Genomic DNA, 16787 nt, shown 5'->3' with positions numbered 1-16787 from the left:
GCGGTCACCGGCCTGGGACCGGTCGAGGCCGACACGATCCAGCGAAGGAATCGCGGTTGCGGCGGTTCCCCCGGCAGCCTCCGCACCCTCAGGACCGCACCGCCGCGTGTTCCTCGACGGTCAGTCCCGCAGGGGCTGTCACCGACTCGACCCGGCCGCCGGAGTCGATGCTGATGTCGAGCCGTTCTCCCGCGACGGTGAACCCGGCGATGCCGAGTGCGCCGACGGGGAGCGGACCTGTCGGCCGGAAGTGGAGGCGGCCCGCGGGTACGTCGGGCTCCAGTCCGGTCATCGCGGTCATGAGGGCGATGGCTGATGCCGCCGACCAGGCCTGTGGCCGGCAGGCGGCCGGGTAGGGGACCGGTGCGGGAGTGTCCGGGCGTGCGTCGCCGCCCCAGAGTTCCGGCAGCCGGTAGTCGAAGGCCGGTGCCGCGGCGAGGATGCCCTCGATGAGACGGGCGGCGGCGTCGGGGTGGCCGCTGCGGGCGAGGCCGGTGACGGCGATGGCGGTGTCGTGCGGCCAGACGGTGCCGCAGTGGTAGCGCAGTGGGCCGTAGCCGCCGGACTTCGACGACATCGTCCGCAGCCCGTAGGCGTCGGACATGTCGGGGGCGGCGAGCCGTGCGGCGACGGCGGCGGTCTCGTCGGCGTTGAGGATGCCGGTGGCCAGGAGGTGGCCCATGTTGCTCGTGACGGAGTCGACGGGGCGGCCCGAACCGTCAAGAGCCATGGCCGGGTAGGGCCCTTGCTGGTCGGAGACCCAGAACCGGGCGCGGAAGCGGGCGGCGAGGTCGGACGCGAAGGTCCGCCAGCGTTCGCCGTCCGGCAGTCCGAAGGCGTCGAGGAGTGCCGCTCCTGCGAGGGCAGCCTCGTAGGCGTAGCCCTGTACTTCGGAGAGAGCCAGGGGTGCTTCGGCGAGGCGGCCGTCGGCGAACCGGGCGGCGTCGGCGGAGTCTTTCCAGCCTTGGTTCGCCAGGCCGGTGCCGCTGCGGTCGATGTAGGAGAGGAACCCGCCTCCGGCCCGGGCGGCGGTGTCGATCCAGCCGAGCGCGGCCTTGAGCGCGGGCAGCAGCGGCTCGATGTCTTCGGCGGGCAGGCCCCAGCGCCATGCGTCGTGGAGCAGGCAGATCCACAGGGGGGTCGCGTCGACCGTGCCGTAGTAGACCGGCGGCAGGACAAGGCCCATGCCGTCGTCGAAGACGCCGCGCCGCACCTCGTGGAGGATCTTGCCCGGCTCTTCCTCCGACGCCGGATCGGTGCGGGTGCCCTGCTGGGCGGCCAGGGTGCGCAGGGTGCCCAGGGCGAGGTCGGTGCCCAGTGGCAGGAGCATCCGCGCGGCCCACAGGCTGTCCCTGCCGAAGAGCGTGAAGAACCAGGGCACACCTGCGGCGAGGAAGGTGTCACCCGGTGATGCGGCGGTGGCCATGCGCAGCGATTGGAGGTCGTCCAGACTCTGCGCGACGAGGGCGGGCAGGCGGTGGTCGTCGGCGGTGACGTCCGGGCGCTGCCAGGTGGGCCGGGGGTCGGCGGCCGTGACCACCGCGTCGGGTTCCGTGATCTCGACGGCCAGGTGCAGGTCGACGCGCTCGCCGGGCTCGACGGTGAGGGTCCAGGTCAGCGTGGAGTGCTCCGCGTCGGGCGTCGCGCCGGGGGCGCTGACGGCGACGGTGACCGTGTCGTCGCCCCAGCTCAACTGGCCGGTGCCGGACGACAGTTCGCCCGTCGGCTTGAGCGGAGGCCGGGCTGCCAGGCCCGCTTTCGCGTGCTCCAGCGGCGCGAGGTCGCCGGCGATCTCGACCCGGACGGCGAGACGCACCGGCGTCGTCGCGGTGGAGCGGACGGTCAGCTGTTCGGTGAGCAGGCCGGGGTTGAGGATGCGCCGCCGGTCGACCCGGACGGTCGGGTCGGGAACGGCGTCGCCGAGCGCCTGGGCCAGGCCGACGAAACGGCTGCGGCCGGGTCCGTCCGTCGCGGTCATGACCGCGACGACAGGCAGCCAGCCGCCCTCGGCGTCGCTCCCGCCCCCGCCCTCGCCCTCGCCGCCGACCGCCGGAGGCGCCTTCCCGGCGTGCTCGCCGGACGGGGCGCCGACAGGGCGCAGTGTCACGCGCAGCAGACTCACCGCGCGCACATCGGCGTGGAAGAGCCCCTGCACGCCCGCCCCGGGAGCGGCGGCGTCCAGGTTTCCGTCCGGCTCGGACAGCACGACGGTCGGGGCGGCGAGGGTGACCGTGAGGTCGTGCAGGAGCGGCTGCCGCTGGGGTGAAGTCATGGAAGCTCCGTCCGGTGCCCTCGTGTCTCGTGGGCGGTTTGGGAGGGCGGTTTGTGATTGCGCCGACTCTTGACAGTCCGGGCGCCGATCGCCACAGTAACCGATTGGAACGCTAAATTTAACGTTCAAATCCAAGCGCGACGGCGTTACGATGCGGCACCGCAGACGGCGATACGCTGCGGCGCAGTGAACTTTGTGGAGGTGGCTTCGCGATGGCGCGAGTAACACTCGAAAGCGTGGCGCGGCATGCCTCCGTGTCGATGCAGACGGTCTCCAACGTCATCAACGCGCCGCATCGGGTGCGGCCGGAGACCCTGGCCCGCGTGCAGGCCGCCATCAAGGAACTCAACTACCGCCCGAACCAGGCATCCCGGACGCTGCGGACCCGGCGTTCACAACTGATCGGCGCACGTATCGAGCCGCCGCGCGACGGCGTCAACGGCGCCGTCCTCGCCCACTTCCTCCAGTCGCTGACCTCCCGCACCCAGGAGGCCGGCTACCGGATCGTGGTGTTCACGGCCACCGACGACGACCACGAATGCTCCCTGTACGAACAGCTTCTCGACGACCACGACCTCGACGCCTTCGTCCTGCACGCCACCCACGCCGGCGACCGCCGGACGGCATGGCTCACCGAGCGCCGGGTGCCGTTCGTGACCTTCGGCCGCCCCTGGGGAGCTGAACCCGAGACCCCCGAGCCGCACGGCTGGGTCGATGTCGACGGCGCGCAAGGGACCCTTGCCGCGACCCGGCACCTCGTCGAGGCCGGCCACCGCAGGATCGCCTTCCTCGGCTGGCCGGACGGTTTAGAGGTCGGCGACGACCGGCGCCGCGGCTGGTCCTCCTTCCTCGCCGTGTCCGGAATCGACGTCCCCGTCGGCTACGACATGGGTGTCCCCGACGGGCTCGACACCGGTCGCGAGGCCGCCGCGGCGATGCTCGACCTGCCCACCCCGCCGACCGCGATCGTCTGCGCGAGCGACTCGCTGGCCCTCGGGGCCTGGACCGAGATCACCGCGCGTGGACTGCGCCCCGGGGCCGATGTCGCGGTGGTCGGCTTCGACGACTCCCCGACCGCGGCGGTCGTCGGACTGAGCAGCGTGGCGCAGCCGTACGACGAGGCCGCCGCCGCCTGCCTGCGGATGCTCCAGGAACTGCTGGCCGCTCCCAAGACGCCGCCCATCCTGCCCGAACCGGTCCTGCTGCCGCCCCGGCTCGTCGTGCGCACGAGCGGCTGAACCGCTCCGCCACGCTCTTTCTCCTGTTGAGCGGCTCCCTAGGGCTGCTCGACCAACACCCGCGATCCCGTTCGTAGCCACAGTGCGCCAACGGGATGCGGTCCCCTCTGCCACCGGCTCGTCAGGTCGGCCCTGCACAAGGAGATTTATCATGAGAAATCCGCGTACGCGCTGGGCCGTTGGTGCCGACGCGCTGCTGTCTCTCGGCTGGGAGCCGACCCGGGCCCGACGATCCCTGGCGCATTCGCTTGGGCGGCGCGGGCCTGGGGCCTCTCCCCCGGCGGCCGGTGTTTCAGGCTGTGGTCTCCGGCTGGGACTCGCGGCCTTGTGCGCGTAGTTGCTCGTTGATGCGCTGGGCTTCTTCCAGTTGGTCTTCGAGGATGATGATGCGGCAGGCGGCCTCGATGGGGGTGCCCTGGTCGACGAGTTCACGGGTGCGGGCGGCGATGCGCAGCTGATAGCGGGAGTAGCGGCGATGGCCGCCTTCGGAGCGCAGCGGGGTGATCAGGCGGTGTTCGCCGAGGGCGCGGAGGAAGGCGGGGGTGGTGCCGAGCATCTCAGCGGCCCGGCCCATGGTGTAGGCGGGGTAGTCGTCATCGTCGAAATTGTCGACGGGACGGGAACTGGCAGGGGGCATAGACCTCTTCTTCCGGGGACGCGTCGGGGGGCCCGGGTGCCATATGGCACCCGGGCCCCGAGCTTTCAACACCATCTACCGGCGAACTGCGCCGGCTTTCTTTGTCCGCAGGTCCGCCTGGGAGGGCGGGGCTGCGGGGATCGCGGATGCGTGACCGGGGACCACCTTCCATTCCGGGGCCTGCGGTACCCGGGCGGATTCTTACTCGCCCGGGCGATCCTGATGGCGTCTGCTCCTTTACCTTCGGTTACTCGTGGGTACTGCTGGATACCGCGGGTACTGCCCACGGCCCGTGGGGCCGTGTCCTGCTTGACCTGCATGCACGGCAGTTCGTGTCTGCCGTGCCCTCATCGATTTCCTGAGTACAAGAGAAACAGTAACTCTGCGATGAGCCAATGTCTACTGCGGCCGTGACAGATTTTCTTCAGAGTCGGTGCGTGGAGTCGGACAGGGCCGCGTTCAGGCCGCGAGTCGGTCGAGGGCGTCGTCCAGCGTCGTCGCGGCCATGATGAGGGAGAGATGGGTGAAGGCCTGGGGGAAGTTGCCCAGCTGCTCGCCGCTGGGGCCGATCTCCTCGGCGAACAGGCCGACGTGGTTGGCGTACGTCTGCATCTTCTCGAAGGTGTAGCGGGCCTGCGGGAGGCGCCCCGCGCGGGCGAGGGCGTCGACGTACAGGAACGTGCACAGGCTGAATGTCCCTTCGGAGCCGCGCAGTCCGTCCGGGGAGGCCTCGGGGTCGTAGCGGTAGACGAGGCTGTCGGAGACCAGGACGCGCTCCATGGCGTCGAGGGTGTTGAGCCAGCCGGGGCTGCGGGGTGACAGGAACCCGACCCGGGGGGCGAGCAGCAGGGAGGCGTCCAGGACGTCGCCGCCGTAGTGCTGGACCAGGGCCTCCTCCTTCTCGTTCCAGCCGCGCTCCATGACCTGTTCGAGGATGGTGTCCCGGGCCCGGGTCCAGCGGACGGTGTCGGCCGGTCTGCTGAACTCGGCCGCCAGCTTCAGACCACGGTCGAAGGCGGCCCAGCACATCACCCGGCTGTAGGTGAAGTCCTTGCGACCTCCCCGGGTCTCCCAGATGCCCTCGTCGGGCCGGTCCCAGGAGTCGGCGAGCCAGTCCAGGGTCGCGGCCAGGCCCTTCCATCCGTGGTAGCCCGCCTGCTCGCCGACCTCACGGCCCTCGGCCAGGGCGTAGAGGGCCTCGCCGTAGATGTCGAGCTGCAGCTGGTCGGAGGCGGCGTTGCCGGCCCGGACCGGGTAGGAACCGCGGTAGCCCTCGAAGTGATCAAGGATCTCCTCGGCCAGATGGGGGTCGCCGTCGACCCGGTACATGATCTGGAGGGGTTCGTCGTCCGGTCCTTCGTGGGCGCCCAGGCGGTCGCCGAGCCAGCGGGTGAAGCGTGTCGCCTCCTCCACGAAGCCGAGGTCGAGCAGGGCCCGCACCGACAGGGAGCCGTCCCGCACCCAGGTGTAGCGGTAGTCCCAGTTGCGCTCACCGCCGACCTGCTCGGGCAGTCCCATGGTGGCGGCGGCGACCGGCGCGCCCGTCGGGGCATAGGTGAGGAGTTTGAGGGTGATGGCCGAGCGGTGCACCGTCTCCGTCCAGCGGCCGTGGTAGCGCGAGGTGCGCACCCACTTCTGCCAGAAGTCGATGTTCGCCCAGACCTCTTCGGTGATCCGCTCGGTGGTGGGCGGCGGTGGCGCCTCCCCGCCCGGCGCGCACACCGTGAACACCATGGCCGCCGACTCCCCGTCGTTGAGGGTGATGCCGCCCCGGACGTCCTGTCCGTCCCGTTCGAGCGGGATGCTGCCCTGAAGGTAGGCGGTCGTTCCCGGGGCCCGGAACGTCGCCGTGTCGGGCGTCAGGTCGAGTTGGTGAGGGGTCCGCGCGTAGTCGAACCGCGGGCGGCATTCGAGGCTGAACCGCACGGTGCCGCGCACGGCCCGTACGACACGCACCAGGCTGTGCCGGTCGGTCGCCGTCGGGCCCGGTAGGACCGGCATGTGGTCGACGATCTCGCCGACTCCGTCGGGTGACATGAATCGGGTCACCACGACGGCCGTGTCCGGGTAGTAGAGCTGCTTCCAGGACCCTTCGGGATGCTCGGGCGCGAGGAGGAAATAGCCGCCGCCGTCGTGGTCGAGCAGCGCGGCGAAGACACTGGGTGAGTCGAAGCGCGGCGCCGCGAACCAGTCGATCACGCCCCGGGACGACACAAGAGCTGCTGTCTGCAGGTCCCCGACGAGCCCGTGGTCGGCGATGGGCGGGTAGCGGTCCATGCCAGTCTCCCTCTCAGGCTGCCGCAGCCGCCACCCGCCCGGTACGGACGGCGTCGACGAGTGCCTGGTGGTCCTTCTCGTTCTGGTCGGCGTAGAGCTCCGCGAACGTCACCAGCGCCCGGTCGAACACGTCGCCTTTGCCCAGGTAGGCGGCGATGGCGATCCGGTCACCCGACCTCGCGTGCGCGCGGGCCAGGGTGGCACCGCACAGTTCACCGAAGGCCCGCATTCCGGCCGGCGTCATCGCCTCGGGTTCGGCGATGCCCTTCCAGTCCCGCAGTTGCCGTATGTAGAAGTCCCGTCGGCGGCCGTCGATGCCGTCGACCCGTTCCCAGCCGAGGAAGATGTCGCTGGTGGCCTGCATGAGCCGCTGGCCGGAGACCACGCGCTCGCCCTGTGTCCGGTAGCCGCTGGCGCCGGCGAAGGGTGCCAGCACCGACTCGTCGGCCTCCTTGGCCTGCAGGAACAGTGGATCCGAGTCGTCCCGGCCGAGCAGGAGCACGATCCAGCAGCGGGTGCCCACGCTGCCGACCCCGACCACTTTTCGGGCCACGTCGGCCACCCGGTACTGCTCCAGCAGGAAGCGTCGGTCCGACTGCAGGGTCTGACCGTAACGTTCGACCAGCCGGTGGATCTCCTTCTCCAGCGCGCCGCGTTCGACATCCGGAAGCAGGTCCTGGAGCGGCATGATCAGGGGCGGATCCGCGGCGATGCGGACCTTCCCGTCGACGACGTGGGTGAGTTTGCCGAAGGCCTGGAGGCTGTCCCGGGTACGTGCCTTCGCCACCGCCCGCGACCAGCGGTCGCGGGTCCTCGCGCTCAGCTCCGGGGCGAACTGCGCCCGCACCCACTCCTCGTCGAGCCGGGCGTACCACACGGGCAGATTGCCCATGCCGGCGTAACTCCGCATCCACTCGCGGTAGGACCGCACCGTCGTCCGCACGATACGGGCCCGCTGCTTGGCGCTGAAGCCGTTCGCCCGGCCCGCGATGACGAAACTGGCGGACAGCCGCTTGACGTCCCACTCGAACGGTCCGGGCAGCGTCTCGTCGAAGTCGTTGATGTCGAACATCATGCGGCGCTCGGGCGAGGCCAGCAGCCGGAAGTTCAGCAGGTGAGCGTCACCGCACAACTGCGCCCTGATCCCGGACCGGGGGGTGTCGGCGAGGTCGCCGGCCATGATGGCGGCGGCTCCCCGGTAGAAGCGGAACGGCGACTCGGTCATACGGCCGTAGCGGATCGGTACGAGCTCGGGCACCCGCTTCGCCGACTGCCCCTCGATGATGTCCACGGGGTCGGGTCGCTTCGGCGTGGGGTCGAACTCGGCGTGGCTGGAGCGGGGCGCGGAGGACCGGGTGGCCTTTCCGAGTGCGGCTCGCTCCTGCGGGGTGCGGTTCCTGGTGTCGCCGCCGGCCAGGTGGTTGGAGGTCATTGCAGTCGCTCCGTGAGGTGGTCGCCGACGCGCAGGGCGTTGGCGATGGCGGTCAGGGACGGGTTGACCGCTCCGATGCTCGGGAAGAAGCTCGTGTCGACGACGTAGAGGTTGTCGAGGTCGTGGGCCTTGCAGTTGACGTCGAGGGCGGAGCTCGCGGGGTCATGGCCGAAGCGGACCGTGCCCGCCTGATGCGCGGTGGCGCCGATGGGCATGCCCTTGTGCAGATAGATGCTGTGCGGCAGGAGACGGTGTTCGTGCATGCCCAGGTGGCCGAGCATGTCCTGCAGTTTGTGCCGCAGTCGTTTCAGCCCGGCGATGTTGTTCTTCTCGTCGAGGGCCAGGTGGATGCCGCCCTCCCGGTCCAGGGTGACGCGGCTGTCGGCGAGGGGCAGGTCCTCTCCGCACAGCCAGAAGTCGACCGCGTGGTGGGCTAGTACCTCGAACGGCATGTCGGGGGCGACGGCTCCGGCCCAGCGGGGCGCTTCTCCGTGGATCTGCTCGGAGTCCGACTTGCCGAGCATCTGGATGCCGCCGAGGGGGTAATCCCAGTCGTCGGATCCCAGGTACCAGTCGTGCAGCGCCAGGGTCTTCTGGAACCTGGTGTCGTTCGGTTCCCTGGACACGGCCATCAGGGCCAGGTTGTTGTGCCGCATGTAGTGCCGGCCCACCACGTCCGAGCTGTTGGCCAGGCCCCGCGGATGCCGGTCGTTGGCCGAACGCAGCAGCAGGACGGCGGAGTTGACGGCTCCGCAGGCGACGATCACGATGTCGGCGCTGAACTGCACGGTTGAGGCGTCCCCGTCCCCCACTGTCGCGACGACCGCGGTGACACTGCGGCCGGTCGCGTCCGTGTCGAGACGCCGGACGTCCGCATGGGTGAGCATCTCGACGTTGGCGTGTTCGAGGGCCGGGTCGACGCAGATGACCTGCGCGTCGGACTTCGCGCCGACCAGGCAGGGGAATCCGTCGACGCGGTCGCAGCGTATGCAGGCGCTGGTGTGGGTGGCCCGGCCCCGGTCGTCCTGGGTGAGGTTCACCCCGATGGGGAGGTGGAAGGGGTGCAGGCCCTGCTTCTCCAGGTCGTGGCTGAGTTGCTGGATGCGCGGCTCGTGCTGGACCGGCGGGTGGACGTACTGGGCGCTGGTGGGGCCCTCGGTCGGATCCTCGCCGTGCCGGCCGTGGACGAGGTAGAGGTGTTCGGCCTGCGTGTAGTAGGGCTCCAGTTCCTCGTAGCTCAGTGGCCAGGCCGGGGACACGCCGTCGTGGTGGCGCAGTTCGCCGAAGTCCTCGGGGCGCATGCGGAAGAGCGCGGCGCCGTAGAACTTGGTGTTGCCGCCCACGTAGTAATTGACCTCGGGCGGGAACTGGTTTCCGTCTTTGTCGTACCAGAACTCCGGGGCGCGGTATTTCCCCTTGACGAAGACCGCGGTGGAATCCCAGTTGTCGCGTTCGCGGGGCAGATAGTCACCGCGTTCGAGAATGAGGATCCGTTTTCCGGTGGGTGCCAGCCGGTGGGCGATGGTGCCACCGCCCGCACCGGTGCCGATGATGATGACGTCGTAGTAGTGCGCGTCGGTCATGCCGGCCACCGTCCTCGGAACGTGCTCCGGTCCTGCCCGTGACAAAAGGGGCCATCCAACTCGACCACCAACGTATCCCCGGGGGGTGGTTCCGGCGAGTTGGGCTGTTCGGGTGAGCAGAGGCGCCGGGACACGGCGGGTCGCGCACAGCTTGGCGATCACCGTAGGTGCGGTCATGGCCGCCCAGGGAGAGCCGTGTGACCGCCTGGCCGGGGCCGGTCGGCCGTCACAGGATCGCGAGGGGATTGACGGGGGAGCCGGTCGCCGTGGGCAGCCGGAGCGGGGCGATCACGCAGAGGAACGACCAGCGGCCTTCCTGTGCGCAGATCGGCGTGAGGTCCTCGAACCGCAGGTGGTCGAGCAGATGCAGTCCCATGGCGTGCACGGCGAGCACATGCACCGGGAACGCGACCCCTCGCACCGCGCTGGGAGCCGTGTCGTTGTTCCCGTCGCCGCCCAGCACGGCCACCTCCCGTTCGGCCAGGAACTCCAAGGCGGTCGGATGGAGTCCGGCACGCGCGTCGGCGACGTCCCAGGGGCCCAGCTCCTCCCGCCGTCGGCGGTGTCCGACCCGTACGAGGAGGATGTCGCCCCGGCCGACCCGGACCCCCTGCCGGGCCTCGGCGGCAGCGAGGTCCTCGGCCCGCACGTGCACTCCGGGTTCGAGCCAGGGGACGCCGTGCAGCCGGGGGATGTCGAGGAGGACCCCGCGTCCGGCGATGCCGTCGCGGGCCAGGTCGACGGACAGGGCGCTCGCTCCGTCCGGCGACAGCACGTCCGCCGCCGGTACGCCGCCGTGCAGGGTTCCGTCGTAGACGACGTGGCACAGCGCGTCGAGGTGGCTGTCCACATCGCCGTGGATGTTCATGGCGAAACGGTCCCGGGCGAATTCCAGGCCGCTCTCGCCGGGTTTTCCGCCGGCCGGAGCGGTGAGCCGGTGCTGGGCCGGATCGGCGTTGTCCGGGCCGGTACGGGTGTCCACAGGAGCGGCGAGCGACACCGTACGTCCCGTCCGCACCTCGCGAACGGCTGCCAGGACGTGTTCCTCGGTGATCGTGTCCAGGGCGCCCCGGCGTGAGGCGCCGCCGGGGGCCCTGGCGCGCAGATGTCGGTGGAGGAGCCGGAACTCGGCCTCGCTCAGCTCGCTGGGCGACCACATGCCCCCACCCTGCGGCAGGTATCGGGTCCTCGCACGTCGAGTTGCCGGGTTCAGGGACCGCCACGTCAATGGATGGGCGACTGTCGGGGCGCCCAGTCGGCGCACCGCACCGATCCGCGGAGGTCCGGATGGACATGATCCATGTACGAGCGGTGTGCCCACCGGACCTCACGGAACGCACCATGGCCCTGCTGAGCGCCGAGCCGTGCGTCCTGAACCTGTTCCTGCAGACGGGCAGCGTACGCAGTCCCGACGGTGACGCCATCGCGTGCGACGTCCTGACCGGAGCCGCGAACGAGGTGCTGCGCGGTCTGCGGGACCTCGGACTGGAGCACCGTGGCTCCATCGTCCTCGATCCGGTGGACACGGTGTTCTCCGAACCCGCGGCCAGGGCCGGGGCCGAGGAGCTCGGCGCCCAGTTGCGCGCGCCCGTGTGGGAACAGGTGGAGGCCCGGATCCGGGCCGAGGGCAGATACGCCCCGAGCTTCTATCTCTTCCTCGTCATCGCCGGAGTCATCGGTGCCGTGGGCATCATCACCAACTCCCAGATCCTCATCGTCGCGGCCATGGTGGTCGGACCCGAGTACGGGGCCATCACCAGCATCGCGCTCGGCATCGACCACCGCTCCCGGCGGAGAATCGAACAGGGCCTCATGGCGCTGCTCGTGGGCTTCCTGCTGGTCGTTGCCGCGACCTTCCTCTTCGCTCTCCTCGTGCGGGGCTTCGGGCTGCAGCCGAAGGCCTTCGAACTGGGGCTGAGACCCGTCTCGAATCTGATCGACACCCCCAACTTCTTCTCGGCCGTGGTGGCGGTGCTGGCCGGGATCGTCGGCATCGTCTCGCTGGCCGAGGCCCGGACGAGCTCACTGCTCGGCGTCTTCATCTCGGTGACGACCATTCCGGCGGCGGCCGACATCGGGGTCTCCTCGGCCTATGCCGGCTGGGACGAGGCGTGGGGTTCGTTGCTCCAGCTGCTGCTCAACATCGTCGTACTGATCGTGGTCGGCACCGGCACGCTCAAGTGCCAGCGGGCGATCTGGCGCCGGGTGGGCGCACGTCGGCACGAGCGCGCCGTCAGGCGGCGGGCGTAGCGGCGGACGGCGTGTCAGGAGTGCCGCTGTCCAGGAATTCACGGATCGCGAAGGCGATCAACACGATCACCAGCGTCCACAGCACGACCGCCACGGTCGGGTAGTTCCAGGTGAACAGGACGATCGCGGCGACCGCCAGGATCACGCCGCCGATCCACTGCTTGTAGCGGTGGACGAACCGGCCGACCGCCCCCAGCGGGAGCCCCGCCGACACGGAGACGTCCCGGAGTGCGCCGATGGCCTTGCGGCAGCCCGTACGGGTGAGGACGGCGACCCGGGACGGGCCCACGAGGAAGGCACCGATGGCCGTCACCAGGGCGACCGCGCCGACCGCCCGCACGCCGGCCCGCAGGAACTTGACCAGCGCGTCGAACACCGCGCCGGCTGCGGCCTCGGACGCCCCGGCGGGCAGATGGTCGAGGTAGACGGCTCGTAGGACGGTGAGCGTGATGCCGAGCAGCAGCATGGCGGCGAACACCCCCAGCGCGGCCCCGATCAGGGCCCGGCGGCGGTGCACGGCCAGGTAGACGCCCGCGGCGGCGATCAGTACGACGATGACGGGGAGCCAGCTGCCGATGATCTCCAGCACCCTCAGATACCACTTGATCTCGTCGACGTCTTCCGACGCGAACACCACGAACTCCGTGTGGACGGCCGGAATACGAGCGGCCGGCTTGAGGCCGGCGCTGACCAGCCGGTCCTTGACCTGGGCCACGATCGGTCCCACGTCGATGGCGACCTGACCGTTCTTGATCGACACCGCGGAGTCGGACTCACCCGTGAGGGCCTTGTCGAGCGCGCTGTGGGCCCTGCGGTTCGCGTTCACCCAGACGGTGTCGAAGGCGCTGCTGGAGACCACCCGTTCCACGACGTCACTGACCAGGCTCTTCAGGCCGCTGGTGATCGGGCCCTTCAAATCGCCGAGCAGCTCGGCCGCCTTCGGCGGGGCGCCCTTCTGTGTCGCCGCCTGCTCCAGCTCCTTGACCAGTGCCTCCACGTCGATCTGCGCCAGGACCACTGAGGTGACCCGGTTGGTGATCGCCTTCTGGACATCCGGATTGCTCGCCAGCGGCCCGACGGTGGCGACGTAGCGGTCCGTGTCCCGCACGATGCTGTTCGCCCAGACCGCGACGACGGCCAGCAGCGACAACAGCGAGGCGAGGAGAATCAGCAGGACCGATCCCGTCGACCGGAACCAGTGGTGCCGCTTGGCCGCCGACCGCTCGGTGCTCTCCAGGGCCCTCACCCTGCGCCGCAGCTCGTCCAGCTCGTCGCGTCCCCGCGCCGAGGACCGCTGGTCGCCGGAGGGGCCCGCGGGGGGCTCGTCCGGTTCCGGTGGAGGCGTGCTGCTCGTCATGGTCACAGGAGACCCGTACTGATCCGGCCCCGCGACCTGGACGGGTCCGGCGGGCTGAATACGGCACTGAGGTGCGGCGGCCTCCGTCCGGTGTTGCGATGGAATTCGCAGGGCGGGGGAATTCTCCATGTCATGACGCCCGGGAGTGAAGCCATGAACGATGAATTCGCCGAAATGGGACCGATCGACTATGTGGTCGTCGAATTTCCCGGCAACCGAATGACGGGTGAGGGCTTTCCGCTCCTGGTCGACCTGGTGGATCGCGGCCTCATTCGGATCCTCGACCTGCTGTTCGTCAGAAAGGAGGAGGACGGATCCGTGGTCGGCCTGGAAATCGCCGACCTCACCGGCGACGGGGATCTGGACCTGGCCGTCTTCGAGGGCGCCTCCTCCGGCATGCTGGGCCAGGACGACATGGAGGAGGCAGGGGCCGCCCTGCAACCCGGCAACTCCGCGGGGATCCTGGTCTACGAGAACCTGTGGGCAGCGCCCTTCGCCACCGCGCTGCGACGCGGCGGTGCGCAGCTGGTCGCCTCCGGGCGGATCCCGGTGCCGGACGTCATGGCCGCGCTGGACGCCACCGATCCCGGTCGGCCGCCTACGTAGCCGCTCCGCCACCGCGGGCCACGGGGCCGGGCCCGCGCAGGTGTCCTCAGGAGAGTCAGGGCGTCATCGCCGGGCCGACTGCGCGCCGAAGCGGCCGATGGCGGCCCGCACGCGGGTGAGCTGCGCCGGAAGGTCGGCTGTGGCGTCCATGGTCATGCCCGGCTCGTCCCGTTCCAGCGGCTCCAGCGTCTCGAACTGCGAGTCGACCAGCCGGGCGGGCATGAAGTGACCGGTGCGCCGTGACACCCGGTCCCATGCCGCGTCCCGGTCCAGGGCGAGGTACAGGCACCACAGCCGTGCGCCCGCGGCCGCACGAAGCCCGTCGCGGTAGGCGCGTTTGAGGGCCGAACAGGCGAGGACCAGCCCCTCGCCGGCCTCGACTGAGTGGCGGATGCGGTCGGCGAGGGCACGCAACCAGGGCTCGCGGTCGGCGTCGTCCAGTGCGTGGCCGGCGCTCATCTTGGCGACATTCGCGGCGGGATGGAAGTCGTCGCCCTCGACGAACGGCAGTCCGAGCATTTCGGCGGCCGCCTTGCCGACGGTGGTCTTCCCGGAGCCGGACACACCCATGACCAGCACGATCGGCGGTCCTTGGCCGGTCCTGGCCCCGGTCACGGGTTCTCGGGTTCCCTGCCGGTCGCCGTCCGCCGCAGATCCGCCTCGGTGAGGGGCTGGAGGATCCCGCGGGTGTCCAGCCGGTAGAGCAGGACCAAGGGCGGTCCGACGAGCACCACCGCGATGACGGTGACCAGCATCAGCCAGCGCAGCGTCGTCGACGCGCCGGCCGCCTGGGAGACCGTCAGCGAGGTGGGGATGAGGTAGGGCCGCTGGGCAAGCCCCCACGCCACGACGACGAGAGCCACGCTGCCGACCGCGGTGATCCTCGCCCATCCCGTCGCCGCCCGATACAGCAGCCCGGCGGTGGCCAACGCGCAGACGACGGAGACCAGGACGAGAGCGAGACCGATGCCGCTGGTCAGCCCGTCGTGGACGTAAGGCGCGTCGTCGTGGGTCACGACGAGACCGATGACCGCCAGTACGGCGATGCCGACGAGGCTGCACCAGGCCCGCAGCCGGAAGTAGCCGACGAGATCGGCGGCACCGAAGCGGCGGGCGTCGGCGGTGAGGAACACCGCTCCGAGGAACGCGGTCGCGGCGATGGTCAGCAGCCCGACGATCACGGAGGTCCCGTTGGACCAGGCGTCGGCGGACGCCTTCGTGCCGGGAGCCACCCGGCCCGTGGCGAGCCCCCCGACCGCCGCTCCGAGGAAGAAGGGCGTCAGCAGCGAGGAGACGGCGAACACGGCGCCGTAGACCCTGCGCCGGGCGAGTCTGCGCGTGGGCTTGCGCAGGGCGAAGCCTGCGCCGCGCAGGACGAGTCCCACGGCCGCGAGCGCCAGCGGGAGCCACATGGCCGAGAAGATCGTCTGGAACAGGACCGGGAATCCGGTCCACATGATGACCAGGACGAAGATGAGCCAGACGTTGTTGGTCTCCCACACCGGTGCCATGGCGTGGTCGATGAGCCACCGGGGTCGCTTGCCGCGTTCGGCTCCGCCCGCGAGAAGGTCCCAGAATCCGGCGCCGTAGTCCGTGCCGCCGGCGCACGCGTAGGCGGCCACCGCGGCCAGCAGCACCCAGGCGACGACGTCCTGGATCATTCCTCCCCCCTGTCCCTGCCTCCGGTCGTGGACAACGGGCGGGGCCCGTAGGGGGTGTCGCCCTCCAGGTCCTCGGCGGCGGCTCCCGTGAGAGCTTCCTCGTCGGCCCGCCGCCATCGGCCGCTCATCTTCAGCAGGATGGTCAGGAAGGAACCGACGATGAGTACGTAGACCACCACGACGATGCCGAACATCGTCCACAGGGACGCCGCACGGGTGTCCGTGACCGCCTCCGAGACCCGCATGTTCCGGTAGACGATCCAGGGCTGCCGGCCCACTTCGGTGGTGATCCAGCCGCACTCCACGGTCAGCAGGCAGGCGGCACCGGCGAGAGCCGCGCACCGGAAGAACCACGGCGATCCGGGCAGGTCACGGCGGCGCAGCCAGCACCAGCCGTACCAGAGCGCGAGCAGGATGAGCAGGCTTCCGATGGTCACCATGATGTCGAACGCCCAATGGGCGATGGTGGCCTGAGTCGCCGTCGGGCGGTCGCTCGCGGGGACCGACGACAGGCCCGTCACCTTGGTGTCCGGACTGAATCCCGCCAGGATCGAGTCCAGTTGGGGAATCCTGATCCCGCCGGAGATCGATCCGCCGGGGTGCAGGCGCCCGAACATGTACTCCGGCACGTGAGTGTCGGTCTTCCAGACGATCTCGGTGGCCGCGAACTTGATCGGCTGCTTGTGAAAGACGGAGCGGGCGATCGAGTCACCGAGGACGAACTGCACGGGCGTGAGAATCGCCGCGACCGAGAACGGCACGGTGAAGCCGAGCCGGTGGTAGCGGTCCCTGCGGCCCCGCAGCCAGCCGACCGCGTACACCCCGGCGACGACGTACCCGGCGGTCAGGATCACGCCGACCACGAAGTGCCAGTACTCGGGTCCGAACATCGGCGTGAAGATCGCCTTCCGCACGTCGACGTTCACGGGGTTGCCGGACGGGTCGAGGGTGAAGCCGCGCGGGGTGTTCATCCAGGCGTTCGCGGCCACGATGCCGAACGCCCCCATCAGTGCGGCCAGCGGCAGGGGCAGACCGAGCCAGAAGTGCGTCCACGGCTTGAGTCGGCGCCAGCCGTACAGGTAGATCGCGAGGAGGATCGCCTCGAGGAAGAACGCCCACGCCTCGACACCGAAGCCGAGGCCGAAGACATCGCCCCACCGGCCCATCAGGCCCGGCCACAGCAGACCGAACTCGAAGGAGAGCACCGTTCCGGTGACGATCCCGATGGCGAACTGGACGGCCATGACCGCCGACCAGCGCCGCGCGAGCAGGAGGGCGACGGCGTCGCCCTTGCGCAGCCCGCGGTAGTGCATCAGAAGGGTGATGGCGGGCAGGGCCACGCCGAAGGGCACGAGCAGGATGTGGGTGCCCAGGGTGAAGGCCATCAGCTCCCGGGCCGGCAACAGCTGTGGGGGGCCGTCCGCCAGAAGGTGGTGGATCGCGCTGTTCACATGGGCCTCGGGGGCTCGTACCG

At 70.2% G+C, this 16787-nt stretch carries 13 protein-coding genes; 3 read left to right on the top strand and 10 right to left on the bottom strand.

The window, feature by feature from the left end; all coding sequences use genetic code 11:
• Positions 1–88: 88 nt before the first annotated feature.
• Entirely contained in the window at positions 89–2272 is a 2184-nt protein-coding gene (locus tag SGFS_RS38895; RefSeq protein WP_286256907.1) for a glycogen debranching N-terminal domain-containing protein, read from the bottom strand.
• Between the two features lie 212 nt (positions 2273–2484).
• On the opposite strand from SGFS_RS38895, the gene SGFS_RS38890 reads away from it, so the two are divergent.
• Complete coding sequence (locus tag SGFS_RS38890) at positions 2485–3510, top strand: LacI family DNA-binding transcriptional regulator (protein ID WP_286256906.1); 1026 nt, start codon at positions 2485–2487, stop codon at positions 3508–3510.
• Between the two features lie 292 nt (positions 3511–3802).
• Here SGFS_RS38890 and SGFS_RS38885 read toward each other — a convergent pair whose 3' ends face one another.
• The 5 genes from SGFS_RS38885 to SGFS_RS38865 all read right to left on the bottom strand — a co-directional run bounded on the left by SGFS_RS38885 (position 3803) and on the right by SGFS_RS38865 (position 10598).
• Positions 3803–4147, bottom strand: a complete 345-nt coding sequence (locus tag SGFS_RS38885; protein WP_286256905.1) for a MerR family transcriptional regulator — start codon at positions 4145–4147, stop codon at positions 3803–3805.
• A gap of 459 nt (positions 4148–4606) precedes the next feature.
• The gene (locus tag SGFS_RS38880) at positions 4607–6424 is read right to left on the bottom strand and encodes a glycoside hydrolase family 15 protein (protein WP_286256904.1); all 1818 of its coding nucleotides are present in this window, start codon (positions 6422–6424) and stop codon (positions 4607–4609) included.
• A gap of 13 nt (positions 6425–6437) precedes the next feature.
• Positions 6438–7856: a DUF2252 domain-containing protein gene (locus tag SGFS_RS38875; protein WP_286256903.1), complete on the bottom strand. Its 1419-nt coding sequence runs from the start codon at positions 7854–7856 to the stop codon at positions 6438–6440.
• A complete protein-coding gene (locus SGFS_RS38870; protein WP_286256902.1) occupies positions 7853–9439 on the bottom strand; it encodes a GMC oxidoreductase in 1587 nt (528 codons plus the stop codon). The genes SGFS_RS38875 and SGFS_RS38870 overlap by 4 nt, the downstream gene beginning before the upstream one ends.
• Before the next feature lie 226 nt (positions 9440–9665).
• On the bottom strand, positions 9666–10598 hold the full coding sequence (locus SGFS_RS38865; protein WP_286256901.1) for a cyclase family protein: 933 nt from the start codon (positions 10596–10598) through the stop codon (positions 9666–9668).
• 128 nt (positions 10599–10726) lie between these two features.
• On the opposite strand from SGFS_RS38865, the gene SGFS_RS38860 reads away from it, so the two are divergent.
• Positions 10727–11689: a DUF389 domain-containing protein gene (locus tag SGFS_RS38860; RefSeq protein WP_286256900.1), complete on the top strand. Its 963-nt coding sequence runs from the start codon at positions 10727–10729 to the stop codon at positions 11687–11689.
• On the opposite strand, the gene SGFS_RS38855 is transcribed toward SGFS_RS38860, so the two are convergent.
• On the bottom strand, positions 11673–13046 hold the full coding sequence (locus SGFS_RS38855; protein WP_286256899.1) for a hypothetical protein: 1374 nt from the start codon (positions 13044–13046) through the stop codon (positions 11673–11675). The two genes, SGFS_RS38860 and SGFS_RS38855, sit on opposite strands and share 17 nt — an antisense overlap.
• Before the next feature lie 153 nt (positions 13047–13199).
• Here SGFS_RS38855 and SGFS_RS38850 point away from each other — a divergent pair, with 153 nt between their 5' ends.
• Entirely contained in the window at positions 13200–13652 is a 453-nt protein-coding gene (locus tag SGFS_RS38850) for a DUF6325 family protein (protein WP_286256898.1), read from the top strand.
• Positions 13653–13715: 63 nt separating this feature from the next.
• Here the strand turns inward: SGFS_RS38850 and SGFS_RS38845 are convergent, their stop codons facing one another.
• Genes SGFS_RS38845 through SGFS_RS38835 form a run of 3 tightly spaced genes read right to left on the bottom strand, consistent with a single transcriptional unit; the run spans position 13716 to position 16764 of the window.
• On the bottom strand, positions 13716–14267 hold the full coding sequence (locus tag SGFS_RS38845) for a gluconokinase (protein ID WP_434028123.1): 552 nt from the start codon (positions 14265–14267) through the stop codon (positions 13716–13718).
• Positions 14264–15313, bottom strand: a complete 1050-nt coding sequence (locus tag SGFS_RS38840) for a cytochrome d ubiquinol oxidase subunit II (protein ID WP_286256897.1) — start codon at positions 15311–15313, stop codon at positions 14264–14266. The genes SGFS_RS38845 and SGFS_RS38840 overlap by 4 nt, the downstream gene beginning before the upstream one ends.
• A complete protein-coding gene (locus tag SGFS_RS38835) occupies positions 15310–16764 on the bottom strand; it encodes a cytochrome ubiquinol oxidase subunit I (RefSeq protein WP_434028122.1) in 1455 nt (484 codons plus the stop codon). Before SGFS_RS38835 ends, SGFS_RS38840 begins: the two co-directional genes overlap by 4 nt.
• Positions 16765–16787: the final 23 nt, after the last annotated feature.

Source organism: Streptomyces graminofaciens, from assembly GCF_030294945.1.
In the GTDB taxonomy this organism is placed as follows: domain Bacteria; phylum Actinomycetota; class Actinomycetes; order Streptomycetales; family Streptomycetaceae; genus Streptomyces; species Streptomyces graminofaciens.
The sequence above is the reverse complement of the archived record's forward strand: the minus strand, read 5'-3'. Positions and strand labels throughout refer to the sequence as shown.